The following is a 22,869-nucleotide window of genomic DNA, read 5'->3' as shown; positions in this document are numbered from 1 at the left end:
CTCCTCAGTCGCTTAATATTTCTAATAAGTTCACAAGAGCTAACCACAGAAGAAAGAAGGATAATACCTCTCAATTATGCTTGTATCCTATCCTGCAGCACTTGCCCGTATTGACGCCATCTTTCCAAGGCAGCTACAAAATCATCTGGGAGATCAGACTCGAAGAACACAAACTCATGGGAGGTGGGGTGTTGGAACCCTAATGACTTCGCATGCAGCGCTTGCCTGGGCAACACATCAAAGGTATTTTGGACAAAGGCTTTGTAAGAGCCCGTTTGCTGCCCTTTCAGTATCTTATCTCCACCGTAAGTAGCATCATTGAACAGAGGATGACCTAAGTACTTCATATGCGCCCTAATCTGGTGGGTACGGCCGGTTTCCAGATTACACTTAATTAAGCTACAGTAGGTGAAAGACTCTAACACCTCATAATGTGTAACAGCTGGTTTGCCAAACTCACCATCCGGGTAAACGGCCATGATTTTCCTATCCTTCGCGCTACGGCCAATATGGCCTACGATAGTGCCTTTGGGCTGTGCCGGCACTCCCCACACCAGGGCATAATAGGTTCTTTCAATAGAGTGGTCGAAAAACTGACGCGCCAGGTAAGACATAGCTAACTCCGTTTTGGCTATCACCAACAAACCAGACGTGTCTTTGTCGATGCGGTGTACCAAACCTGGCCGTATTTCCCCGTTACGTGAAGTAGGCAGGTTCTGCAGATAATACACCAATCCGTTCACCAAGGTGCCGGACCAGTTATTATAGGCCGGATGCACCACCATACCAGGCGGCTTGTTGATCATCATCAGTTCCTCATCTTCATACACGATGTTGAGCGGAAGATTCTCAGGAATGATATCCGTATCTCGGGGAGGCGTAGCCAGAGTAACCGTAATCACATCCAGAGGCTTCACCTTATAGCTCGCTTTGGTAGCTTTCCCGTTGATGCGTACCGACTCTGCTTTAATCGCCTCCTGTAGCTTATTGCGGGTGACGTTCGGCAACCGATCCATCAGGAACTTGTCAAGCCGCAGCAGCGCCTGTCCTTTGTCTACCTGAATGCGGTGATGCTCATACAACTCGTCTGAATCAGCACCGGTTTCGTCTTCAAAGTCGTCTTCTCTGGCTTCGGGTAGCTCCATGCGTTTTGAGGGTGTTTTCTAAAATATAGCACAAAAATAAAGAGCCGGTAACGATAAACGTCACCGGCTCTTTATTTTTAAACAGGTTAATCCTTATTTCTTCTTCTTAACTGGGGCAGCGTTTTGAACGGCTGGCTTAGGTGAAGTAGTGGCACCTGGCGTAGCAGTAGAAGCAGCTGGCGAGCCTTTAGGAGCTGGCGTTACACCAAGATCTTTCAAAACCAGATCAGTGAAGCCGTTTCCATCTTCCGGGCCGTATAACAAAGCCTCAGCAGTAAAGATGTGAGTAAAGCCATTCTCTTTGGCTACTTTGTCAATTGACTTCTGGATCTTGTTCATCACAGGTTCCAAAGCAGCCTGCTCTTTTTTCTGCAAAGAAGCATCGGCGTTACGCTGAAACTCTTCAATAGAGGCTTGCAACGTAGTCAGTTCTTTCTCTCTGTCTGCTCTTACGACATCGGTCATAGTAGGGGCACCTTTTTTGTAAACCTCTACTTTCTCCTGATACGTTTTGTATTTGTTCTGAAGCTCTTTCTCCAACTGGCTGCTGTGCGCTTTCAGATCAGACTCAATCTGACGGCTCTCAGGTAATTGGCTGATAATGTAGTTGGCGTTTGTATAACCAATTTTCACTGTTCCTGTCTGTGCAAAAGAAGCTACGCTTACAAGTAAAAAGGCAGCTACTAACAGAGATTTCAATTTGTTCATTGTAGGTTACTTAGTTTGTTTAATTGTTTTTCTTTTTAACCGGGGTTGTTGCTTTGCGGGTTGGCGCGGCTTTCTTTGTTGTGTTGGTTGGGTTTGCAGGAGTGACGGCTCCTTCAGGAAGCGGCGGTACATCGGCTGGATCGTCTTTCAACGCATCGGCCGGACGGGCACCAGCGGTATTCTGCTCTTTAGAAGCCAGCCCCAGTTCTTCCAACACAAACTCTGTATAATCGTGCCGAGGATCGGTGTATAACATGACCACATCACCAGACTTATCAAACATAAAGTTCAGTCCCCGTTGCCGAACAATCTTCTCTACTGCTTCAAACAACTGGTCCTGGGCCGGTCTGATCAGTTCTTGCCTTCTTTTGAATAAAGAGCCTTCAAACCCAAACATCTTCCGCTGAAACTCCCGCAACTCGGTTTCTTTACGGCTCAGTTCTTCCTGACGCTTCACTTTCATGTCCGGCGTAAGAAGAATCTCCTCAGCCTGATAACTCTTTTGAAGCTTCTCTAGTTCCACCCGCATGCCTTCAATATCCTTTTGCCACGCCTGTGAGAGTTTTTCCACTTCGGCCTGGGCATTGGCGTATGCCGGCATTTTCTGCAAGATAAAACCAGAATCTATATAGCCAAAGCGCTGTGCATTGACTTCCTTCCCAAACAGGAAGAAAAAAGACATCAATAGAAAGCACCCTAACTTCTTCATCACGCTAAACTTATCAAATACTGTTCCAATTATCTGATTTGCTGACCTATGATAAAGTGGAACTGTCCACCACTGGCTCCTGGGTTACCAGGTACCGTATCAAGTCCCCAACCATAGTCAAAGCCTAACAGACCGAAGGCTGCCATGAACACCCTCGCGCCAACGCCTACAGAACGATACAATTTGAATGGATCGTATTCACGGTAGCTACCAAAGTTATTACCGGCTTCGGCAAAGCCCAGTACAAACACGGTGGCTGCAGGGTTCAAAGAAACAGGGTAACGCAGCTCAGCCACATATTTGTTGAAAGCGATACCACCAGCTCCGTTTGGTGAAATACTCTCATCCTCGTAACCTCTCAAACCAACGTAGTCGGTAGCGATGATGTAAGAACCACCTCCAAGACCGGAACCACCTAGTTTGAATCGTTCAAATGGCCCGATTGTTCTGTTAGGACCGTAGGTTCCGATAAACCCAAAGTGGGCTCTTGTGTTCAGGACGAGCTTTCCGTTTCCGTCTAAAGAATGGAACCACGAAGCATCGAACATCCATTTATGGTATTCAATCCACTGGAAGTTGTTGACCGCGCTTCTGAACAAAGAGTAAGGCGGTGTAAAGGTTACGTTCAAGCCAATGGAAGATCCTGAGCGGGTATAGGTTGGGTTATCAATACTAGACCGCGCAAAGGAGGTGGTGAACGAGATGTTGTTCGCATCCCTTATTTTGTCCGCATCTGGGTAGCCCTGGAAAATGTTAGAGCCATTGCTCATGTTGTACCGGAAGTAAGACAGTGAGTTACTTAAATTGAAGTAATCATCTGGCCACCGCAGTCTTCTACCTAAGTTCACGCTCGCACCTGTGATGTCTATATAGGCATCCTGGGTCTGATTGAACTCATCCCGCTGATTGTACCGTTGGATGGATTTGCTCAAACTTACCGTCAAGGAGTTAGGTCTGCGCCCTCCTAACCAAGGCTCAGTGAAGGAAAGGGAATAGGACTGGTATCTTTTTCCGTTGGCCTGAACGTTAAGCGCTAATCGTTGCCCATCACCAGACGGAACCGGTCTCCACTCTTTCCAGCTAGTCGCCTTCCGTAAGGAGAAGTTATTCAAAACTAAACCTACCGTACCCGTCACACCTAAGCCCCCCCCGTAACCACCGGATAAGGTAATCTGGTCATTTGGCCGTTCCTCTACGGTGTACTGAATATCCACCGTTCCATTCTCTGGGTTCGGGATTGGGTTCATTCCAATTTTCTCGGGGTCAAAATATCCTAAGTTGGAAAGCTCCCGCTGCGAACGGATCAAAGCAGCCCTGCTGAAGTTCTGGCCTGGCAATGTGCGTAGCTCCCGAAGCACCACGTGGTCACTGGTTTTGGTGTTCCCGGTCACAGAAATAGAGTTGATGGTAGCTTGTGAGCCTTCACTCAAGCGCATCTCAATGTCTATAGAATCGCCTTCTACCGCTACTTCAACTGGTTCAATCTGGAAGAACAGGTAACCATCATCCATGTATAAGGAGGTAATATCATTCCCGCTCGGGTTATAGTTCAGGCGTTTATCCAGTTCTTCTCGGTTATAAACGTCACCTTTGCTCAAGCCTAGCACTCTGGCGAGCATGGCATCATCATAGAGGTAGTTTCCGCTCCAGGTGATGTTCCGGTAATAATATCTCTGGCCTTCATCTACCACCAACTTCACGCCAATACGATCTTCGCTGATTTTATAAATAGAGTCAGAGATGATAGCCGCATCCCGGAAACCTTCTGAATTGTAGAAATCAATCAGGAGCTTTTTGTCTTCTTCAAACTCGCTCTTGTTGAATTTGGCACCCGTGAATATCTTATAGAATTTCTTTTCTTTGGTCTTCTTGAGTTTTCGTTTCAGTTGGCTCTCGCTAAAAACGACATCGTCATCACTGCTCCACAAGCCAGAGATAAACCCACTAATGCCGCCTTTGCTGCTTTTTCCAGTAGCAGGATTGATTCTTTCGATATCCAGTTGACCAATCCGGACCTTTTCGCCTTTGTCCACTCTAACTTCCAGGGCCACGCTGTTGGCAATAACAGAATCTGGAATCTGCCTGATGACCACTTGGGCATTCATGTAGCCTTTGTCCTGATAGAACTTCAGGACAGTGGTACGGGTTGAATTCAACAAAGCGTCCGTCACTACTTTCCCTTTGTTCAAGGCGATTGACTTCTGCAGATCCTCGGCCTGTGACTTTGAAGTCCCTGCAAAGTCAAACCGGGACAGACGCGGACGCTCCGTCAAAAAGAAATCAAGGAAGATAGCATCTCCCTCAATCTTAGTGGCCCGCACATCTACCCCGCCCAGGATACCCTGATCCCAGAGTTTCTGGATAGCTCTACTGATGGCATCACCCGGAACATCAATTTCATCCCCAATCTTTAACCCCGTAAGGGAAATTAACGTATTAGGGTCTAAGAACTTGGCACCGCTGACCGTGATGCCACCAATTGTGTATTTCCGGGGATTTGCATAATCTACGGAAGTGGCTGCATTGGTGCCACCAACCCCTAATCTGATTTGCGCAGTGGCAGTTATACCAGATGTCACTAAAAGGCATAACAGCCAAAAGTACTTACTCATTAAGATTGTGCTTTTTGTAATTGTTCGCTTGTCTTCCCAAAGCGGCGTTCACGCTGCTGAAAGGCAAGTATGGCTTCATAAAGATGTTCTTTCCTGAAATCAGGCCAGAGCAAGTCTGTAATATACAATTCTGTATAAGCAAGTTGCCAAAGCAAAAAGTTACTAATGCGCTGCTCCCCGCTGGTTCTGATTAAAAGTTCTGGATCTGGTATGCCAGCCGTATTGAGACAGCCCTTCACAATATCCTCATTGATCTCGTCTGGCTCCAACTCTCCTGCCTTTACCTGCGCCGCCAGCTTTTTCATAGCACTTGTCAACTCCCATCGGCCACTGTAGCTTAAGGCCAGGACTAATGTCATCCGGGTATTTTGGCTGGTAATCTGAATTGCTTCCTCTAGCTGCTTTCTACACGCCTGAGGCAACGCCTCTACATCACCAATTGACTGCAACCTGATGTTGTTTTTGTTCAACGTCTCCGTCTCTTTACGGATAGTGCTCACGAGCAACTGCATCAAAGCCTCCACCTCATATTTTGGCCGCGACCAATTTTCTGTGGAGAAAGCGTAGAGGGTTAAATATTTCACCCCTATCTCTGCCGCCGCTTCTACCGTTTCACGCACAGCAGTAATAGCATTTTGGTGACCGAAAATCCGAAGGTTGCCCTTCTTCTTCGCCCACCTGCCATTCCCGTCCATGATAACGGCAATATGCTGGGGTAAATTGCCTATGTCTATCTTTTCCTTCAGACTCATTAAAAAAGAAATTTCAATGCAATTTAGGAAAAGCTTAGCACATTATGTTTAAATTACTTACCCTTCCCATTTTTACCTGAGCCAATGGGGCAGTTAATTTTATAGAAGGTATAAGAGAGGCTTACTCCGTTATAGAAGTACAAGTCCCTGCTGTTGGGGTTCATGACCTTCTCGTTCTGATCAGTAAGGTTATCAAAATCATCGGTCAGCAGCACTCTAACCCCAGCATCAAAGCCCAGGTTCCAATGCTCAGACAAGGCAAACTTGGCTCCTACCCCTACAGGTATGGCTAAAGCAAAGGCAGTCCGGTAAGTTTGTTCATTGTCTGTATTTTCAGGATAGATAATCTTGGGATCTTTTGCCGTGGTTTTGTTATTGTACACTAAACCAGCCACCCCTACGGTGAAGTAAGGAGTCCATCTCAGATTACGCCTGAAATCATAGTAATCCATGAAGTTGTAGTCCAGGGCGGCACTCAATTCCAGAAAACTAGTCTTGACCGTTGCCTGTCTATACATGGACAAGGGTAATTCCTTCGCTAGAAAAGAAGGATTATCAGTAAAGTCTTCATCTTCTGCCTTCACGCGGCCAATCAGCAAACCTACTTTCCAGGCTAACGCATTGGAAACATCTTTTCTGTAGAACAGATTAAGGGCGGGCCTGTTGCTTCTGAGGCGATATCTGGGCGCTATTTCGCCCTTATACACTACTCCTCCAATGCCAATCCCTAACTCGCTGGTTGTTCTTGGCTGGCCTGTCTGCTGCTGCCCTTTTGCAGGTAATACAAAAAAAACACTCCCTATTTGTACCAAAGTGCAAATAAGGAGTGCGCGTACTGTTTTTAAACTCATTTACTCAAAATCAGAAGGTGTTTCCGTATTAACGGAATTTAGGTCCTCTTCGTGCAGGGGTTAAGATATAATTCAGAGAAAAACCGGTAGTGATGTACCAGTCATCATCAGACGTATCACCTCTTTGATCTCCTTTGCGACCATAACCAGCTAAGTTTTTGTAGCCGTTTGCATCGGTTTCAATCACATAGTTTCCTGCTCTTGAGTTATCAGCGCTTCTATCAGACAAGATAGCTGCTGTATTACTCAAGTCGCCTTTGTCAGCATAGGTGGTACTCACGTCATCTAGATAATCTGTGAAGGTCTTGCGCCAGGTGATCTCGAAGCCAAGGTCCCAGTATCTGGCAAGCTTGTATTTCACCCCAAAACCGAACGGAATAGCGAACTGGATCTTTTTATAAGGTTCTGGATAGCCATCTGCATTTGAATACTGGCCTTCAGTACCTAAAGGTTGCAATTCATACCAACCTGCTGGAATATTTTCGGGCACGTCTGCGTTGCCGTCATAGTAAGCTTTCGGGTTGTGGTGCAATACAGCGACTCCCACGAAGGCATAAGGGGTGAAGTCAGGACGGCGCATGAATGTTCTGCGGTTCTCAAATAAATCAACGATACCTTGTACGCTTAACTCTTTGATGTCATTTCTGAAGCTCAGGTTACGCTTGAATCTTGGTTCATTCTCTGGTTCAGAGAAATCGGCGCTTTTGCTATCATCACCGGTGATTCTACCCCAGGAGAGGGCAGCACGACCGTAGATTCTGGGAGTGAACTTGCGGGTGAAGTGCACGGACACGCTTGGCCGGGTGGAGTTCAGGCGTAAACTGGTAAAATCAGATTCAGGGGTTACATCGCCAAAGTAATTCATGGCGTTTAAACTGATCCCTACACTGTTGTAAAGATTTCTCCTACTGAAACGCTGGGCTTCTGCCGTAGGGGCAGCCGCCATAAAGAGAACAAACAAAATTAAAGAAGTAGAGAAAAATTTTTTCATGCCATCAACTGTTACTGTATTTACTTTTTATTTGCAAGGCGCACTTGCCCTGCAGTGGACAAAATTATACCTTTTTTTATTACCACAAAGAGGTATATAGGACTTTTTTATATTTAACTTTTACTTAATCATTCTAATCATCCGGTTTCCCTATCCATTTCGTTGATCCAGGCCCCAGTGCATCTTCGTTCTCAAGGTAGTTAAAAAATTAACCTGGTTCAATTTCACCAGCCTTGCATTAAAATCCTCGCGCCTTACCGCCAACTGAATGGAAGCATCTACTGGTCTAGACCTGGAATCCAAAGAAACCAAATATCTGGTGCTTCGGCCCTCAATCTCAAAAGAAATTATACTTTTATCAGAGACTACCAGAGGCCGTACGTTCAAGTTATGAGGGCATACGGGAGAGATTACAAAATTGTTTGTCTGGGGCATCATTACAGGACCTCCGCAGGAAAGTGAATATCCCGTGGAACCCGTGGGTGTTGCCACAATCAGGCCGTCTGCCCAATAAGAATTTAAATATTCCCCGTCGATATACGTATGAACGGCAATCATGGAGGAAGTATCGCGCTTTAAAATTGAAAATTCATTCAACCCAAAGTTTTTCCCCTCAAACACGTCCTGATCGCTGTCCAAGTGGATCAGGGACCTATCTTCTAAGGTAAAATGTCCTTTCAGAAGGGAATCAAGCGCCATTTCCAAGTGGGCGTAGGGTACGGAGGCCAAGAACCCCAGCCGCCCCATGTTGATCCCCATAATAGGAATTTGCAAAGCGCCCACGTAGGTCACCGCATCCAGCAAAGTACCGTCGCCCCCTAAACTCAGCATATAGGTAACGTCCTGTAAACTGGTGTTCCGGAAGAAGACATCGGCCTCGGCAGGAATGGCCATGAAAGGCGCCAAAGACTCAGCGAAATGATCTGCGACCGTGACCGAAACGCCTTGCTGGATCAGAATATCAAATAGCCGGCGCACAAAAGGAATGACTTCCTCTTTGACTGGTTTACCGACTATTGCTATTTTCATGATAGGGGCTGCTCAAAGATACTGCAATACATTCAATATCAGCGCAAAGATATACGAGCTTTCTTATATAAGAAATTTAAATATTTAAGTACCTAAGCAGTAGATCCAGTCTATCCTGATCTTCTGGGGCACCGGAAACGTCTTGGAATTGAGCCGTGATCTTATAGCCAAACCGCTCCAGGGTAGCTACAATCCGGCTGAGGTCCATGGTATTTATCTTGAGGGTAAGCTTGATCCGGAAGATATCGGCCTCGTCTGGCGACACGTTCGCACTCAGGATTTTGGCGTTGTTAGACTCCACCAACCGGCTGATCTCACTTAGGGAGTAATCGCGTTCTGCCATGCAGAGCACCAAAATACCGCCTTGGCCCTGTATGGCAGACATCTGCCCGAAGGCCGAGATAGTGTCATTCACGGTAATCACGCCCAGGTATTCCTGCAGATCATCCAGCACGGGTACAACCTGCACTTTGTTTTTGATCGCTAACTCCATCACGTTGTAAAAGTGTTGGTTCTGCTGCACGTGCACGTGTTCATAATCAAAGGGAATGTTCTCCAGCACCATTTCAGGGCTTTGGGCTTCCATCACATTCTCCTCGGTCACCAAGCCCAGGTATTTGCGGTTCTTTACCACGGGCAGTTGATTCAGCCGGAACTCATCCATCCAACGCACGGCTTTTTCACCGGTGTCTGATGGTTTAAGAGGCGGCACCATCTGGTTTATCAATTCTTCAGCGATCATACACAGCAGTCTTTAACAGGAATTCTTCTAAGATACTGTTAAAAGCCTCCGGATGTTCCATCATTGGCGCGTGGCAGCAATGATCAATAAAACGCAACTCAGAATTCTGGATCAATCTATTGAACTCATGCGCCACCATGGGCGGCGTGATGGTGTCGTTCAGGCCCCAGATAAGCAGGGTGGGCGCAGTTATCCCGCCCAGGTCTTTGCCCAGGTTATTCCGCTGCGCGGATTTTGCGATGGAGATGATCCTTAACACCTTGGGGTTGCTGTTGGTGATGTCAAACACCTCGTCTACCAGATCCTGGGTAGCCACGGCGGGGTCATAAAAGGTGTATTCTATGCGCTCTTTCACAAAGGCGTAGTTTCCGCGCTTGGGGAACGAACCACCCATGGAGTCTTCAAACAAGCCGGAGCTGCCCGTCAATACCAACCGCTTCACGTGCTCGGGGCGCTTTAAGGCAAACTCCAGGGCCACGTGTCCGCCCAGGGAGTTGCCGAGGAGCGTTAGGTCCGTTAACTGTTTATAGCTCACAAAATCTTCCACAAACTCTACCAGGCCCGGCACGCTGGCCTGCGGCAAAGGCATCTCATACAACGGCATCAATGGAATAACCACGCGGTAGTTCTTATGGAAATAAGAGACCACCCCCTGCCAGTTACTCAGCGCGCCAAACAGACCATGCAAGAGCAAAAGCACTTCGCCCTGGCCTTCATCTATGTATTCAAACCCGCCTTCCTTCTTGATTTCCAAGTCCATGTGAGAAAATCGCTTGTATTGATAGTAAGTAGAAACTAGTATAGAGTTGTAATATTAGCAATATTCACCCAATTTCTGAGCATTTCCAGTCCGTGTTGGGTCAAGGCGGCCTCTGGGTGGAATTGCAGGGCGTACAGCGGCAGGTGCGCGTGCCGGAACGCCATCAACTCCCCCTGGGCGGTTTGCGCCAAGGGCACCAGATCGGCCGGAAACTCCCGCACCACCAGCGAATGGTAGCGCACCACCGGAATCCTGGCCGGAAGTCCCGCAAAAATAGGATCGGGCACACAGTCAATCTCAGAGACTTTACCGTGCATGGGTTTAAGGCCTTTCTCCACTTTCGCCCCGAAAAACTGCCCCAGCGCCTGATGCCCCAGGCAAATCCCCAACATGGGCAACCGGTCATGGTAATAGTCAATGACGGTGGGCATCACCCCGGCCCGCTCTGGGGTGCCCGGCCCCGGCGACAAGACAATCCCCTCCAGCGGCAGCTTTTTGAGCTCCTCCAGCGGCACGTCGTTACGGCGAACCTCTACCTCCACCCCCAACTGCCGGAAATAATCATAGAGGTTATAGGTGAACGAATCAAAGTTGTCTAAGAGCAGCAGCACAGAGAAGAAAACGCAGGTCTACGAAAAAAGATATTCCTGTTTTAGGCGTGTTTTCAGGAAAACCAGCCTAAAACAGGAACTAAAACATTAGTAACAAAGCGGATACGAAAGCTGTTGAGCCCGTTACGATCTCCGTTTCGGGCCTGTTTTAAGGAAAGAGAGCCTAAAACGGAACCGAAGATTCTGGCCTAACTTTTACGCGAAAGACTCCAGCGCTTCCCGCCCAAACGGGATAACCCACTGCACAAACGCCCAGGCGCTAGGCGCGGCATCCAGGTAATACGGGTACACTTCTGAGGCGCGCACGGTTTGCAGCGCCACGTCTAAGCCGGTGGCATTGGCGAAGTACACCAGCAGGCAGATGGCGAATCCCCACTTGGCCGCTCCTATCAACGCGCCCATGACGTTATCCATCAGCCCGAGGGGCGTCAGGTGCACGCCTTTCTTGATGATCATCCCGATGGACCTTACCGCAAACCCGATGCCGATGAACACCACCAGATACGGAAGGAACGGCAGAAAACCGGCGTTGTCGCCCAGCCACTCATGGATGGGCGGCGTCACCAAGCCCACCAGCTTCATCCCGAAAACGGTCAAGATCACCAGGGAAACCAGGGAGGCGATTTCCAGCACCAGCCCCTTGAAGAACCCTTTGAAGGCTCCGTAGGCGACCGGCAACAGCAGGAAAAGATCAAACGTGCTCACGCTGGGGTTGGGTTTACGCGTTGGTGTTGTTCAGGAGGGCATTCACGGCGTTGGAGATAGCCCGGCCATCGGCTTGGCCCGCCAGTTCACGGGAAGCCACGCCCATCACCTTGCCCATGTCAGAGGGTCCTAAGGCACCTACGCGTTGGATGATCTCCAGCAGACGCTCGCGCAGATCTCCCTCGTCCAGCTGCTGGGGCAGGAACTCCTCAATAATGGCCAGCTCAGCTAATTCTACTTCCTCCAGATCGGGGCGCGACTGGGTGCGGTACACCTCCGCTGACTCGCGGCGCTGTTTGGCGGCTTTGGTCAGGAGTTTCAGCTCGGTGTCTGGGGTAAGGGCGGTCACGCCACCTTTCTCGGTCTCGGCCAGCAGAATCTGGGACTTAATGCCGCGCAGGGCTTGCAGACGGGTCTTATCTTTGGCCAACATGGCTTGTTTGATGCCGGCTTCTACTTTTTCTTTCAGGCTCATAGTTTATACAGGTGTAAAGGTGCGGTGGCACCCGGGTCAGAAATCATTTAGGAAAGTGACGGCAAGTTTCTTTTATCTTTGCCTGCAGCTAAGGCAGAAACGCAAACGTAAGAGCAACATGACGAAACTGAGCGTAAATATAAATAAAATAGCCACGCTACGGAACGCGCGCGGCGGCAACCGGCCAAATGTAGTGCAAACGGCGCTGGACTGCGAACGATTTGGCGCGCAGGGCATCACCGTGCACCCCCGGCCCGACGAGCGGCACATCCGGTTTCAGGATGTATACGACCTGAAGGAAGTTGTGACCACCGAGTTCAACATAGAAGGCAATCCCACCCCAGATTTCATCAAACTGGTGCTGGCGGTGAAACCCGAGCAGGTGACGCTGGTGCCCGATGCGCCCGACGCCATCACCTCCAACGCCGGCTGGGACACGCTTAAGCACAAGGATTTTCTGGTGGACGTGATCGCCCAGTTCAAAGCCGAAGGCATCCGGACTTCCATCTTCGTGGACCCCATCACCGCGCAGGTGGAAGGCGCCGCCCTTACCGGCACCGACCGCATTGAGCTGTACACTGAGGCCTACGCCCATGACTACCTAGCCAACCGCGAAGCCGCCGTGAAACCCTATGCCGAGGCCGCCCGCGTGGCCCAGCAGTGCAGCCTGGGTTTGAACGCTGGCCATGACCTGGACTTGGACAACCTCCGTTACCTGAAAGAGCAGCTGCCCAACCTGGCCGAGGTATCAATTGGCCACGCGCTGGTCTGTGACGCGATTTACCTGGGTCTGGAGAACACCATCCAGTTGTACCTGCGCCAACTCAACTCCTAATGCGGCATTTTCCGTTTTCGGCCCGTTTCCTGAAAAACAGCTTCAAAACACAGGCAACCATCCTCCTGCCATGTTAGGGATGCTGCTGAAAATAGCGGCCTTGGTGATTGCGGCGCAGTACGGCGTGCGGTTCTTTTCGTGGCTGTTCCGGAAACAGCAGCGCGTGTATTTCCTCTCGCCCATGCGGCAGTTCAAGATGGTGTTCTGGTCTTTGCTGAGCTTCTGGCTGGGCGGCACCATGCTGGGCATGCTGCTGCGCGACCAGAACGTGACGCCGCTGGAAAGAGGCATCGCCATTGGGCTGGGCACGGTGTTATTTCTGTTCGCCTTGCCCACGCTGCTGGTGCATTTCCAGTACTGGCGCCACGAACGCGAAAATGCCCTGGAATTGGAGAAAGAAACCCAAACCGCCTTGCTTCTGCAGCCCGGTGGCCGGTATCTGCTGAACCAACAGCTCATCAGGGAAATCACGCAGACGGTTTGCCCGTCCAAACGCTTTTTCTGGAGCTCGTACCAGTACCTCACCATCACCCTCACCAATGGCCAGCAGGTCAAAATCACGTCTTTGCTCATTGACCTGGAGCAACTGAAGGCGCTTTGGCCCCGCGTGCCGTATCATACCAAAACGAAATGGGTCTGTTTTCTGTAAAACAGGTCAAAAACATAACCTCGCACTCAACCCCTCCAGACAATGGAATTAAATTATAAAGTATTAGGCGAAGGCCAGCCGCTCCTCATTCTGCACGGCCTCTTCGGGACGCTGGACAACTGGCAGACCCTGGGCAAGGAGTTCTCCAAAACCTACCAGGTCTATCTGATTGACCTGCGCAACCACGGCCGTTCGCCGCACTCGTCGGAGTTCAGTTACCAGTTGATGACCGATGACCTGCTGGAGTTCTTGGAGCAGCACCAATTACAGGATGCGATGATCATCGGGCACTCCATGGGCGGCAAAGTAGCCATGAACTTCGCGCTGCAGCACCCGGAGAAACTCGCCAAACTGCTGGTCGCCGATATCGCCCCGAAGGCCTATCCGCCGCATCATGACGAAATCATCGCCGGTTTCCGATCCATAGACCTGAATTCGATCCAGAACCGCCAGGCCGCCGATGACCAGCTGGCCCAGAAAGTCCCCGATTTTGGCACCCGCATGTTCCTGCTCAAAAACCTGTACCGCACCGAAGACAACACCTTTGCATGGCGCCTGAACCTGGACTCCATTGAGCAGAACCTGGAGCAGATTCTGGGCAACATTGAATCAGAGACACCTTTCACCAAGCCCACGCTGTTTCTGCGTGGCGCTAATTCCCGTTACATCAAACCAGACCAGGATCTGCCGCAGATTCAGTCGCTGTTCCCCAACGCCAGAGTAGAAACCATTGAAAACGCCGGCCATTGGCTCCACGCCGAGCAACCCCAGGAGTTCTACCGCCTCACCATGGACTTCCTGCAAAGCTGAAAAGCCACTGTTCAGACCTGACATGTATTCAAGCCTTCGGCGATGCCACTGAACTTTCGTCATTTGGAAGAGCTTTGGCTCGGAACGATTATGAGGTTTGAACCAAAGGCTATCTAGTTCGCCCACAAGATCCTTCCAGGATGACAAAGGGGGAAGGAGCCGGATGACGAAGGAAAATAGTCCAGGATGACAAAAGGAAGAAGGAGCAGGATGACTAATTGGACAGGAAAAGGATAAAAAGAAGGCAATAATCAAGATGATAAAAGGGGAATACAAGGCATCGCGCCTATTTTGAGCCTCTTTTAGATAAAACACCCAAGAAACATGAGCACACCGGCCAAAGGCACCCTTTTCCTGATTCCCACGGTACTGGCCGACGACACGTCGGCAGCGGTGATTTGCCGGCAGGTGGCCGAGGTCACGGCGCAACTGAAGTACTTTCTGGTGGAGAATGCCCGCACCGCCCGCCGCTACATTAAATCCATTGCCCCCAGCCAGACCATAGAAGAACTGCAGATCACCGTCATCGATAAAAACTCCTCTGATGCCGAGCTGTCCGCCGCCCTGAAGCCCTTGCTGGCCGGTCAGGATGCCGGCGTGATCTCGGAGGCGGGTTGCCCCGGCGTAGCCGATCCCGGCGCGGAGCTGGCGCGGCTGGCGCATCAACACGGCATTAAGGTAGTGCCGCTGGTGGGTCCGTCGGCGATTCTCATGGGGTTGATGGCCTCTGGCTTCAACGGCCAATCGTTCGCCTTCCACGGCTACCTGCCCATTGAGAAGCGCGACCGTATTCAGGCCCTGAAGGGGTTGGAGAAAGAAATGGCGACGAAAGACCAGACGCAGATTTTCATGGAGACGCCCTACCGCAACAAGCAGATGATAGAAGACCTGCTCCAGCACCTGAATAAAGACACCAAACTCTGCATCGCGGCCAACATCACCGGCCCCAATGAGTTCATCAGAACCCTGCGCGTAGCCGACTGGAAAGGCAAAGTGCCGGACCTGCACAAACAACCCGCCGTCTTCCTGATCTACAAACGCTGATACCCCGGTTGTTTTAGCGCTGTTTTCAGGAAATCGGCCTTAAAACGGGTGAGGCAAAGCAGTTTTCATCAACTCGCTGGCGCGAGTCTCCAGACTCGTGACCAAAGGATGAAGCGAGTCTCCAGACTCGCCGGAAACCACGAGCGAAAAACCAGGAAGCAACTTGAGCCGGCGCTGCCAATAAAAAGGGCAACCACAAGGGATTGCCCCTACAACAAAAAGAGTTTCGGGCCTGATTTTTGAAAACCAGGCTCGAAACACGTGAGACGCTCCCATCCTTCCTCTTAAAACTACTCTGACACTCAGGGCAACCACAAGAGTTGCCCCTACTAAAACGTGTTTTAAGCCCGATTTCTGAAAATCGGGCTTAAAACACGTTTTTATTTTGGCATGAGCCAGCCTTGCGGGTTCAGGTTGGTTTGGTTTTTCCAGATCTGGAACTGCAGTTCAGAAGTGCCCTCGGCGTCGGTATAAACGGTCCCGATGGTTTGTTTCGTGCTGATCTCCTGGCCTTCGGACACGTTCACGGTCCGGAGTTTGGCATAGACGGTGAAGTACTCGCCGTGCTGCACCATGACAATGTTGTTCATGCCCGGGATGGTCTGCACCGCCAGCACTTTGCCTCCGAAGATGGCCCGCACGTTCTCATTGGCCCCGGTCTGGATGTCGATGCCGCGGTTCTCCACCACTACGCCTTTCAGGACCGGGTGCGCCTGCCGCCCGAACCGCTGCGAGATAAATCCGCGCTCTACGGGCCAGGAGAAACGTCCTTTGTTTCCGGCGAAGTTAGACGACAGGGCGGCGGCCTCCGGGGTAAGGGTCACGCGGTCAGTGCGGGAGACGGTGGCTTTGGTCTTGGCCGGGGCGTTGGCAGTGGCTGCCGGTTCTGGGGCTGGTTTCCCGGCCGCGGCGGCGGCCCGGGCAGCAGCAGCGGCTTCGCGGGCGGCTTTGGCGCGGGCAGCGGCCTCGGCGGCTCTGGCGGCACGGGCAATTTCCTCGCGCACAATGTTGGCGATCAAGCGGTCCAGCTGCTGAACGGCTTTCTGGCGCTGCTCCAGCTCCTGTTTCAAAGACTGCTCCTGCAAGCTGAGTTGCTGAATCACCTGATCCTGCTGGTCATGCATGGAAAGCAAGTTCTTGTTCTCGTTCAGCTGCACGTTCAACAGACTTTTCTTCTGCTTCTTCTGCGAGGTAAGGGTATTGAGCTGGCTGTTGAGGTTTTGCTGCACGGCTTCAATGGCAGCGGCCTGGTTTTTACGGGCCTCGGTGTACTGGCGCAGGTAGCGCATGCGGCGCATCATCTGGTTGAAAGAATCAGCGGCGAACAGGAACATGAGCTTGTTGTAACTGTTCGCTGATTTGGAGGCGGCGTAGATCAGGCGGGAATATTCTTTCTTCAGCCGCTGCAGATCCGCCTGGGCATCGGCTACCTTCTCTTCGGTGGTGCGCAGGTCACGGTTGAGGTAGACAATTTCCGAGGAAATGTTCTTGATCACACCTTTCTGGACGGTGATTTTTTCTTTGATGACGTTGAGTTGGCCCAAAGAAGCTTGTTTCTTCTGGGCGGTTTGCTGCAGAATGCGGTTGGCTTCCTGAATGCGCTTTAGGTTAGCGTTCTTCTCGCGCTCCAGCTGCGCCTTGCTTTTAACGGGCGCTTTTTTGGCGGTGCTCTTTTTGGCAGGGGTACGGGTTGTCTTTTTCTGCTGAGCCTCAGCAGAATTGAACCCTATCAAGAAAAAGAATAATAAAAGATAAAGTAGCCCCGCCCTATTTTCGTTCATAGTTCGAAGGTACTGAAAAAGGGAAATCGAGGGAAGTTTCAGACGTAGAAACCTGTCTGTGCTTCACGGCCACCACCGTGGTTTTAGCGGCATTCCCCTCGGGCTGCTGGATGGAAAGCAGCAGGGCCATGGCAAAAGGCTTCCCGTTCAGATCCTCAAAATCCTGGTAATCAACGGTCATATAGTCTTTGGTCTGCAGATTCCGGACTTCGGTGCGTTTCAGTTTGAACTTGGTGGTGTCCACGAACTGGTCTATCTGCAAGTTGGTCCGCAAAGAACGTAAGTGCTGCACCGGACCTTCCTGCTCCAGTTTCTCCCTGTCGGTGTTGCCGGGTACAAAATTGCCCACCAGTATGTCTTGCAGCGTATTGAAGTCCACGTCTACGTTGTAGCGCTCGCGCAGCATGTTGTAAGACCCCACAAAGTACTCGTCTTTAAGCCGATTCACGACATACACCGAGTCTGGCGTCACTTTCAGGCGGGCCGCCTCAAACCCGAAGGCCTGCACCGAAGCCCAGATGACTTCGTTTTTCTTCATGCGCAACGTCAGGTTCGCATTGATTTTGGTGCCTTCACTCTGCACCTTGCCCTTTGCCGAGAAGAAGGTGTAATCTGTGTTTACGACGTTTACTTTGTTGATGCTCTCCGGGGCGACGGCTCCAGACGCGCCGGGCGCTGCTTTCTTCGCACATCCTACCAACACCAATAAACTCAAGCCAAACGCGTATATATAACTTTTACTATTCATAAAGTTTCTTGTCTTTGATCTTTTTGCTGATGGCCTCTGAGGCGCCGCCTACTTGGTTGGCGCGCACCCACTGTTTCAGGGCCAGATCTCGCTGCCCCAGTTGATAGAGAACATCGCCGTAGTGTTCTATGATGGTAGCGTCTGAAGAAGCTGCCACTGCTTTTTCCAGTAATTTCTTCGCCCCCTGGTAGTCTTTCAGTTTGTACAGCACCCACGCATATGTATCTAGGTACGTAGGATTATCAGGGAACTGCGCCACCAGCATACTGGCCAGGGCTTTTGCTTTGGTTAGGTTCTGCCCCCTCACTGACAGAAAATAGCTGTAGTTGTTTAAGGCATGCGGGTTGTTGGGCTCCAGAGCCAGCACAGACTCAAAAGCCTGGTCTGAGAGCGCGTATTGCTCCTGAGAGTGGTAGGCATCTCCCAACTGCAGGTTGAACTGCAACTGCAGCTCGCGGTTATTACCGGCCAACCGACGCCCGTACTCCAACGCTTTGGTGGCTTTGGGGTAGTTTTTATTGATGAGGTGAGCGGTACCGTTGTAGAACCAGAACATAGGCTGGTTAGGGAAAAACTCAATGGCTTGTTCAGAATGGATAATCAGGGAATCGTTCTGATTCATTTCCCCATCCAAGAGCACAATCTGCTGCCATATTTTATAGTGCCCGGGGTCTAAGGCTACGGCTTTCACGTAACTGTCGCGGGCGGGTAATTTCTTGCCGGCATTCACGTAGATATCACCGGCCACGGCAAAAGCTTTGGCTTCGCGTGGGTGGGCGGTGGTGGTCAGTTCGGCTAGCTTGATGGCTTGCGCCGCTACTTTCTCATCTGGCAAGCGCCGGATGTAGTCGATCAGTATCTTTACTTTGGAGTCAATGTCCAAGCTGGGGTTCCCGAAGGCCAGTTCCAGTTGGGCATCGGCTTCGGTGGTTTTCCCTTGCTGCTGAAGCAGATCGGCTAACATGAGGCGGCCATAAGCATTGTCTGGTGCCACGCTCAGGGCGCGCTGGGCCATCTTCACGGCCTCGGCAATTTTCTTATTGGCCGCCAATATCTCGGCCTGGGCCAGTAAATACCGGATCTCCTCGGGCTTGGAGGGATCAGGTTCTCGCCTTCCTGCAGGGCTTTGCTGAGGTTGTTCTGCTTGAGGTAGATCTGCTGCTTTTTGAAGGAGATTTCCTCAATAAGGCCGTATTTCTCTTCAATCAGGCCTAAGGTGCGCAAGGCATCATCCAGGCGGTTTTTAGCCAGGTAGAGATCGGTTAGGTTGAAAAGGTACTGCTCGGTGCGGGGCAGCTCCTGGGTAAGCCGCGCGTAGACTTTGATGGCATTGTCATACTCCTGCTGGTTTGTGTAAATCTGGGCCAGCAACAGATGATAGTATATGTTTTTGGGTTCCAGCTCCAGGGCGGCTTTGGCAAAGGGCAACGCCCCTCGCACATTGCCCAACAACAGGCTGGTTTCCGCTAATTTGTAATTGACGGCAGCATTGCCGGGACTAATGGCATAAGCCCGCTGAAAACGGTCTAAGGCTTTGTTATACTCTTCTAGCAGGAAGAACTTCATGCCTTCCAGAAAATAGGACTCACTTAGCTGCTGCTCCTGTGGGTTCAGGACAAGGGAAGGAGCACCGGTTGCCTCGGTGGCAGTGCCCTTCTCTTTTTTGCGCTCAGATTGGGCATAGCTTTTCTCACCTGCCACCACCATTCCGCACAAAGCAGCCACTATCGTGAGTCCTCTCTTCAGCATAAAGTTAATTCTCCTGTCTAGCCACGCAGGGTGTTGTAGTCGCCTAAGCTCAGGTCAGAAGGCACCCCTTCGTATACAACGTAATTCCCTACCATTGAGTTAGATACCAGCGCATGGTTTACTTTGCTGTTTTCCTGTACAATGGAGTTACTGATCACAGAACCGCTTACCTGCGTGTTGTTTCCAATGGAAACGTGCGGACCTACCACTGAATTGTTCAGCACCACGTTTTCGCCTAAATAAACCGGCGGAATCACCACGCTGTTGTTCAGCTGCGCCGAGGCCGACACTAGTCCTTCCTCGTCTCTGATGTACTCCAGGTAGCGCTGGTTCGTGAACACGGTAGAATCTTTGTTTCCGCAGTCCAGCCACTCAGAGATCTGGCCCGGGATGAACACCGATCCTTTGCTCTTCATGTTCTCCAGGGCGTTGGTGATCTGGTATTCGCCTTTGTCTTTGATGTCGTTGTCCAGCAGGTACTGCAGCTCACTGCGCAGGTACTCGCCGTCTTTAAAGTAATAAATCCCGATGATGGCCAAGTCAGACACGAACTCCTGTGGTTTCTCCACAAATTCAGTAATCTGGCCTTGCTCGTTCAGCTTCACCACGCCAAACGGACGCGGGTCTTCTACTTTCTGCACCCAGATAGTTCCCTCAGCGGAAGTATCCAGTTTAAAATCGGCTTTGAAGAGGGTATCGGCGAACGCCACTACCACATTGCCTTTCAGGGCGCTCTGGGCGCACAGGATGGCGTGGGCGGTACCCAGCGGCTGATCCTGGTAATGGATGGAACCAACGGCCCCAACAGACTCGGCAATCTTCAACAGCTTTGCCTCAACCTCAGCCCCAAACCTTCCAATGATAAAGGCTACTTCTTCAATGGGCTCCTGGCACACCTTGGCGATATCTTCCACCAACCGTTGCACGATTGGCTTCCCCGCGATAGGAATAAGGGGTTTAGGAACAGTTAGGGTGTGTGGGCGCATCCGTTTGCCCATGCCAGCCATTGGTACAATGATTCTCATAGTGTCTCTTAAAAAGGTTGCTTAAGTAAGGCCTACCTACGGGTATTTCTATTTTTAGATATAGATACTTTCCGTTTTCAGGCTATTTCTTGTAAAATATAGCAAAAACCGAAGATAATCAACTTAAAGTTTACCCGTGCTGCCGTATCCGCCGGCTCCGCGCTGGGTTTCGGTGAGTTCCTCCACAGTCTGCCAGGCCACGCGCTCGTAGCGGGCCACCACCATCTGCGCGATGCGCTCGCCGTCCTCCACCACAAAATCGGTGTCAGAGAGGTTTACCAGCAGGACCTTGATCTCTCCGCGGTAATCGGCGTCAATGGTGCCGGGGCTGTTCACAATGGAAATGCCGTGTTTAAATGCCAGTCCGCTGCGGGGCCTGATCTGCGCCTCGTGGCCCTCGGGCAGTTCAATGCAAAGCCCCGTGGGAATGAGCGTACGCTGCAAAGGTTTCAGGGTCACAGAAGCCTCCAGATTAGCCCGTAAGTCTAACCCAGCGGAGTGTTCTGTGGCGTAAGCGGGCAGCGGGTGCTTGCCCAGGTTGATTACTTTAACTGGAAGTGTGGTGTTCATAGACAGCTAATATACGGATTTATCTATTTATCTGCCGCTGCATGGGCTTTTCCACGATCCAAACCACGGCCAGAAAAACGCCGCACAACGCAAAATGGTACACCTGCCGCAGCCAGAAGTTCTCCATCTCAAACGCGTTCGCCAACCAGATCAGGACCGAGGCCAGGAGTAAATACCCAAAGATGGCCTTCAGCGGATACGGCACCGGGAAATACTTCTGCCCGATGGCGTAACACACCACACTCATGGAAAAGTAGCACAGGAACGCCGCAATGGCGCTACCCATGTAGCCCAGCACCGGAATGAGCAGAAAGTTGGCGACCACCGTGACAATAGCCCCGAAGATGGTGATGTACGTGCCGTACTGGGTTTTATCCGTCAGCTTGAACCAGACTGTGAGGTTGTAGTAGACGCCGTTGAAGAGATAGGCGAGCAACAGCAACGGCACCACCTCCATGCCCGTGCGGTACGCTTTCTGCCCCAAAAAGTACTGAAACAGGTCCAGGTTGGCACTGATGCCCAGATACGCCAGGGCGCATACAATCACAAACCACCGCATCACCACGGCAAACGTGGCCGGCGAGTTCTTGTCCTGCGACTGCGAAAAGAAGAACGGCTCCGCCGAGTACCGAAACGCTTGGATCATGAGGCTCATCATGATGGCCAGTTTGTAGTTGGCGCCAAAGATCCCCAGGGCGTCTTCATTGCTCACGCCGGGGTAAAAATTCTCCGGTAGCCAGTCTTCCAGCATCAGCCGCGACAGCATTTCGTTAGTGGCTCCGGCCAGCCCCATGATCAGGATGGGGAAAGCGTACACCAGCATTGGGCGCATTTCGGTGAAATCGAGCTTAAAACGGAAATCAGAGAATTCGCGCCACAGCATGGGAATGAAGAGCAGGTTGGCTACCATGTTCACCAGAAAAATGTAGCCCACCCCCAACTCGGGATCATAGATCGCCTCTACCATCGGCCGCAGTTCGGTCAGGTATTTTCCTTCGTACACGTGGCGGCAGAAAAGCAGGAAGAACAAGTTCCCCCCAATCACCAGAAAAATATTGGTCAGCCGGATGACGGCGAACCGCACCGCCTTGTTCTCCAGCCGCAACCGGGCAAACGGAATTGCCGAGATGGCATCTACCGCCATGGTGATGGCCAGCCAGATGATGTATTTCTCCCGTCCCGGATAATCCAGTGCCGTAGCAATGGGTGCGGAAAACAGCACCATTATCGCGGTAAACAGCAGGCTGGTGGTGAGCACCAGCGTCTGTACTTTGTGGTACAGTTCCCGGCGGTCTACCCCGGGCTTATTGGCGTACCGGAAGAACGCCGTCTCCATGCCGTAGGTGTACACAATGTTCAGGAAAGCGACAATGGCGTAGAGCTTGGTCACCACCCCGTACTCGGCGGGCGCGAACACCCCCGTATACAGCGGCACCAGCAGGTAGTTTAACGCCCGGCCCACAATGCTGCTGAGGCCGTACGCCGCAGTCTGCCCTACCAGTTTCTTTGCAATACTCATATCAGGGGGATTACCGGAGAAGGATGGAGAGAGGTTGGATACATGCTAC

The 22,869-nt window shown here is 51.1% G+C and carries 24 protein-coding genes; 4 read left to right on the top strand and 20 right to left on the bottom strand.

What is annotated here, in order from left to right; translation table 11 throughout:
• Positions 1-74 precede the first annotated feature (74 nt).
• The 13 genes from H7U12_RS14095 to H7U12_RS14035 form a co-directional block, all read right to left on the bottom strand.
• Complete coding sequence (locus H7U12_RS14095; RefSeq protein ID WP_186639050.1) at positions 75-1,145, bottom strand: RluA family pseudouridine synthase; 1,071 nt, start codon at positions 1,143-1,145, stop codon at positions 75-77.
• A gap of 93 nt (positions 1,146-1,238) precedes the next feature.
• Positions 1,239-1,853 (bottom strand): OmpH family outer membrane protein, encoded by a 615-nt coding sequence (locus H7U12_RS14090; protein WP_186639047.1) that lies wholly within the window; start codon positions 1,851-1,853, stop codon positions 1,239-1,241.
• A 19-nt stretch (positions 1,854-1,872) separates the two neighbouring features.
• Positions 1,873-2,562, bottom strand: a complete 690-nt coding sequence (locus H7U12_RS14085) for an OmpH family outer membrane protein (RefSeq protein WP_186639045.1) — start codon at positions 2,560-2,562, stop codon at positions 1,873-1,875.
• Between the two features lie 29 nt (positions 2,563-2,591).
• Complete coding sequence (locus H7U12_RS14080; RefSeq protein ID WP_186639042.1) at positions 2,592-5,174, bottom strand: BamA/OMP85 family outer membrane protein; 2,583 nt, start codon at positions 5,172-5,174, stop codon at positions 2,592-2,594.
• Complete coding sequence (locus H7U12_RS14075) at positions 5,174-5,920, bottom strand: isoprenyl transferase (RefSeq protein ID WP_206683931.1); 747 nt, start codon at positions 5,918-5,920, stop codon at positions 5,174-5,176. The genes H7U12_RS14080 and H7U12_RS14075 overlap by 1 nt, the downstream gene beginning before the upstream one ends.
• 59 nt (positions 5,921-5,979) lie before the next feature.
• Positions 5,980-6,777 carry a type IX secretion system protein PorG gene (porG, locus tag H7U12_RS14070; RefSeq protein ID WP_186639038.1) on the bottom strand — a complete coding sequence of 266 codons (798 nt, stop codon included), beginning with the start codon at positions 6,775-6,777 and terminating at the stop codon, positions 5,980-5,982.
• 28 nt (positions 6,778-6,805) lie between these two features.
• On the bottom strand, positions 6,806-7,768 hold the full coding sequence (locus H7U12_RS14065) for a DUF6089 family protein (protein WP_186639036.1): 963 nt from the start codon (positions 7,766-7,768) through the stop codon (positions 6,806-6,808).
• A 150-nt stretch (positions 7,769-7,918) separates the two neighbouring features.
• A complete protein-coding gene (locus H7U12_RS14060; protein WP_186639033.1) occupies positions 7,919-8,797 on the bottom strand; it encodes an NAD kinase in 879 nt (292 codons plus the stop codon).
• A 76-nt stretch (positions 8,798-8,873) separates the two neighbouring features.
• A complete protein-coding gene (locus H7U12_RS14055; RefSeq protein ID WP_186639030.1) occupies positions 8,874-9,539 on the bottom strand; it encodes a CBS domain-containing protein in 666 nt (221 codons plus the stop codon).
• Positions 9,529-10,299 carry an alpha/beta fold hydrolase gene (locus H7U12_RS14050; RefSeq protein WP_186639027.1) on the bottom strand — a complete coding sequence of 257 codons (771 nt, stop codon included), beginning with the start codon at positions 10,297-10,299 and terminating at the stop codon, positions 9,529-9,531. The genes H7U12_RS14055 and H7U12_RS14050 overlap by 11 nt, the downstream gene beginning before the upstream one ends.
• 35 nt (positions 10,300-10,334) lie before the next feature.
• Complete coding sequence (locus tag H7U12_RS14045; protein ID WP_186639024.1) at positions 10,335-10,910, bottom strand: anthranilate synthase component II; 576 nt, start codon at positions 10,908-10,910, stop codon at positions 10,335-10,337.
• Positions 10,911-11,105: 195 nt separating this feature from the next.
• The gene (locus H7U12_RS14040) at positions 11,106-11,615 is read right to left on the bottom strand and encodes a CvpA family protein (protein WP_186639021.1); all 510 of its coding nucleotides are present in this window, start codon (positions 11,613-11,615) and stop codon (positions 11,106-11,108) included.
• Positions 11,616-11,628: 13 nt separating this feature from the next.
• On the bottom strand, positions 11,629-12,090 hold the full coding sequence (locus H7U12_RS14035) for a GatB/YqeY domain-containing protein (protein ID WP_186639018.1): 462 nt from the start codon (positions 12,088-12,090) through the stop codon (positions 11,629-11,631).
• 118 nt (positions 12,091-12,208) lie between these two features.
• Here H7U12_RS14035 and H7U12_RS14030 point away from each other — a divergent pair, with 118 nt between their 5' ends.
• From H7U12_RS14030 to H7U12_RS14015, 4 genes are all read left to right on the top strand, one after another.
• A complete protein-coding gene (locus tag H7U12_RS14030) occupies positions 12,209-12,925 on the top strand; it encodes a pyridoxine 5'-phosphate synthase (RefSeq protein ID WP_186639016.1) in 717 nt (238 codons plus the stop codon).
• Between the two features lie 70 nt (positions 12,926-12,995).
• Positions 12,996-13,574, top strand: coding sequence for a hypothetical protein (locus tag H7U12_RS14025; RefSeq protein ID WP_186639014.1), 579 nt, complete (start codon positions 12,996-12,998; stop codon positions 13,572-13,574).
• 42 nt (positions 13,575-13,616) lie between these two features.
• Positions 13,617-14,384, top strand: a complete 768-nt coding sequence (locus H7U12_RS14020) for an alpha/beta fold hydrolase (RefSeq protein ID WP_186639012.1) — start codon at positions 13,617-13,619, stop codon at positions 14,382-14,384.
• Positions 14,385-14,708: 324 nt separating this feature from the next.
• Positions 14,709-15,428 (top strand): SAM-dependent methyltransferase, encoded by a 720-nt coding sequence (locus H7U12_RS14015; RefSeq protein WP_186639010.1) that lies wholly within the window; start codon positions 14,709-14,711, stop codon positions 15,426-15,428.
• 380 nt (positions 15,429-15,808) lie between these two features.
• Here the strand turns inward: H7U12_RS14015 and H7U12_RS14010 are convergent, their stop codons facing one another.
• From H7U12_RS14010 to H7U12_RS13980, 7 genes are all read right to left on the bottom strand, one after another.
• The gene (locus H7U12_RS14010; protein WP_186639007.1) at positions 15,809-17,209 is read right to left on the bottom strand and encodes a murein hydrolase activator EnvC family protein; all 1,401 of its coding nucleotides are present in this window, start codon (positions 17,207-17,209) and stop codon (positions 15,809-15,811) included.
• Positions 17,196-17,957, bottom strand: a complete 762-nt coding sequence (locus H7U12_RS14005) for a DUF4292 domain-containing protein (RefSeq protein WP_186639005.1) — start codon at positions 17,955-17,957, stop codon at positions 17,196-17,198. The genes H7U12_RS14010 and H7U12_RS14005 overlap by 14 nt, the downstream gene beginning before the upstream one ends.
• On the bottom strand, positions 17,950-19,008 hold the full coding sequence (locus H7U12_RS14000) for a tetratricopeptide repeat protein (RefSeq protein WP_186639003.1): 1,059 nt from the start codon (positions 19,006-19,008) through the stop codon (positions 17,950-17,952). The genes H7U12_RS14005 and H7U12_RS14000 overlap by 8 nt, the downstream gene beginning before the upstream one ends.
• A complete protein-coding gene (locus tag H7U12_RS13995; protein WP_186639001.1) occupies positions 18,975-19,706 on the bottom strand; it encodes a tetratricopeptide repeat protein in 732 nt (243 codons plus the stop codon). The genes H7U12_RS14000 and H7U12_RS13995 overlap by 34 nt, the downstream gene beginning before the upstream one ends.
• 17 nt (positions 19,707-19,723) lie before the next feature.
• Complete coding sequence (locus H7U12_RS13990) at positions 19,724-20,731, bottom strand: sugar phosphate nucleotidyltransferase (RefSeq protein ID WP_186638999.1); 1,008 nt, start codon at positions 20,729-20,731, stop codon at positions 19,724-19,726.
• A 123-nt stretch (positions 20,732-20,854) separates the two neighbouring features.
• Positions 20,855-21,301, bottom strand: a complete 447-nt coding sequence (gene dut / locus H7U12_RS13985; RefSeq protein ID WP_186638997.1) for a dUTP diphosphatase — start codon at positions 21,299-21,301, stop codon at positions 20,855-20,857.
• Positions 21,302-21,320: 19 nt separating this feature from the next.
• Positions 21,321-22,820 (bottom strand): lipopolysaccharide biosynthesis protein, encoded by a 1,500-nt coding sequence (locus H7U12_RS13980; protein ID WP_186638995.1) that lies wholly within the window; start codon positions 22,818-22,820, stop codon positions 21,321-21,323.
• Positions 22,821-22,869 lie beyond the last annotated feature (49 nt).

It is taken from the genome of Rufibacter sediminis (genome assembly GCF_014269285.1).
GTDB classification, from domain to species: Bacteria; Bacteroidota; Bacteroidia; order Cytophagales; family Hymenobacteraceae; genus Nibribacter; species Nibribacter sediminis.
The sequence above is the reverse complement of the archived record's forward strand: the minus strand, read 5'-3'. Positions and strand labels throughout refer to the sequence as shown.

Coding starts and splice junctions, on each gene's coding strand:
- H7U12_RS14095 (WP_186639050.1), bottom strand. CDS start 1,145: ATGGAGCTACCCGAAGCCAGAGAAGACGACTTTGAAGACGAAACCGGT.
- H7U12_RS14090 (WP_186639047.1), bottom strand. CDS start 1,853: ATGAACAAATTGAAATCTCTGTTAGTAGCTGCCTTTTTACTTGTAAGC.
- H7U12_RS14085 (WP_186639045.1), bottom strand. CDS start 2,562: ATGAAGAAGTTAGGGTGCTTTCTATTGATGTCTTTTTTCTTCCTGTTT.
- H7U12_RS14080 (WP_186639042.1), bottom strand. CDS start 5,174: ATGAGTAAGTACTTTTGGCTGTTATGCCTTTTAGTGACATCTGGTATA.
- porG (WP_186639038.1), bottom strand. CDS start 6,777: ATGAGTTTAAAAACAGTACGCGCACTCCTTATTTGCACTTTGGTACAA.
- H7U12_RS14065 (WP_186639036.1), bottom strand. CDS start 7,768: ATGAAAAAATTTTTCTCTACTTCTTTAATTTTGTTTGTTCTCTTTATG.
- H7U12_RS14060 (WP_186639033.1), bottom strand. CDS start 8,797: ATGAAAATAGCAATAGTCGGTAAACCAGTCAAAGAGGAAGTCATTCCT.
- H7U12_RS14055 (WP_186639030.1), bottom strand. CDS start 9,539: ATGATCGCTGAAGAATTGATAAACCAGATGGTGCCGCCTCTTAAACCA.
- H7U12_RS14050 (WP_186639027.1), bottom strand. CDS start 10,299: ATGGACTTGGAAATCAAGAAGGAAGGCGGGTTTGAATACATAGATGAA.
- H7U12_RS14035 (WP_186639018.1), bottom strand. CDS start 12,090: ATGAGCCTGAAAGAAAAAGTAGAAGCCGGCATCAAACAAGCCATGTTG.
- H7U12_RS14030 (WP_186639016.1), top strand. CDS start 12,209: ATGACGAAACTGAGCGTAAATATAAATAAAATAGCCACGCTACGGAAC.
- H7U12_RS14025 (WP_186639014.1), top strand. CDS start 12,996: ATGTTAGGGATGCTGCTGAAAATAGCGGCCTTGGTGATTGCGGCGCAG.
- H7U12_RS14020 (WP_186639012.1), top strand. CDS start 13,617: ATGGAATTAAATTATAAAGTATTAGGCGAAGGCCAGCCGCTCCTCATT.
- H7U12_RS14015 (WP_186639010.1), top strand. CDS start 14,709: ATGAGCACACCGGCCAAAGGCACCCTTTTCCTGATTCCCACGGTACTG.
- H7U12_RS14010 (WP_186639007.1), bottom strand. CDS start 17,209: ATGAACGAAAATAGGGCGGGGCTACTTTATCTTTTATTATTCTTTTTC.
- H7U12_RS14005 (WP_186639005.1), bottom strand. CDS start 17,957: ATGAATAGTAAAAGTTATATATACGCGTTTGGCTTGAGTTTATTGGTG.
- H7U12_RS13995 (WP_186639001.1), bottom strand. CDS start 19,706: ATGCTGAAGAGAGGACTCACGATAGTGGCTGCTTTGTGCGGAATGGTG.
- H7U12_RS13990 (WP_186638999.1), bottom strand. CDS start 20,731: ATGAGAATCATTGTACCAATGGCTGGCATGGGCAAACGGATGCGCCCA.
- dut (WP_186638997.1), bottom strand. CDS start 21,301: ATGAACACCACACTTCCAGTTAAAGTAATCAACCTGGGCAAGCACCCG.
- H7U12_RS13980 (WP_186638995.1), bottom strand. CDS start 22,820: ATGAGTATTGCAAAGAAACTGGTAGGGCAGACTGCGGCGTACGGCCTC.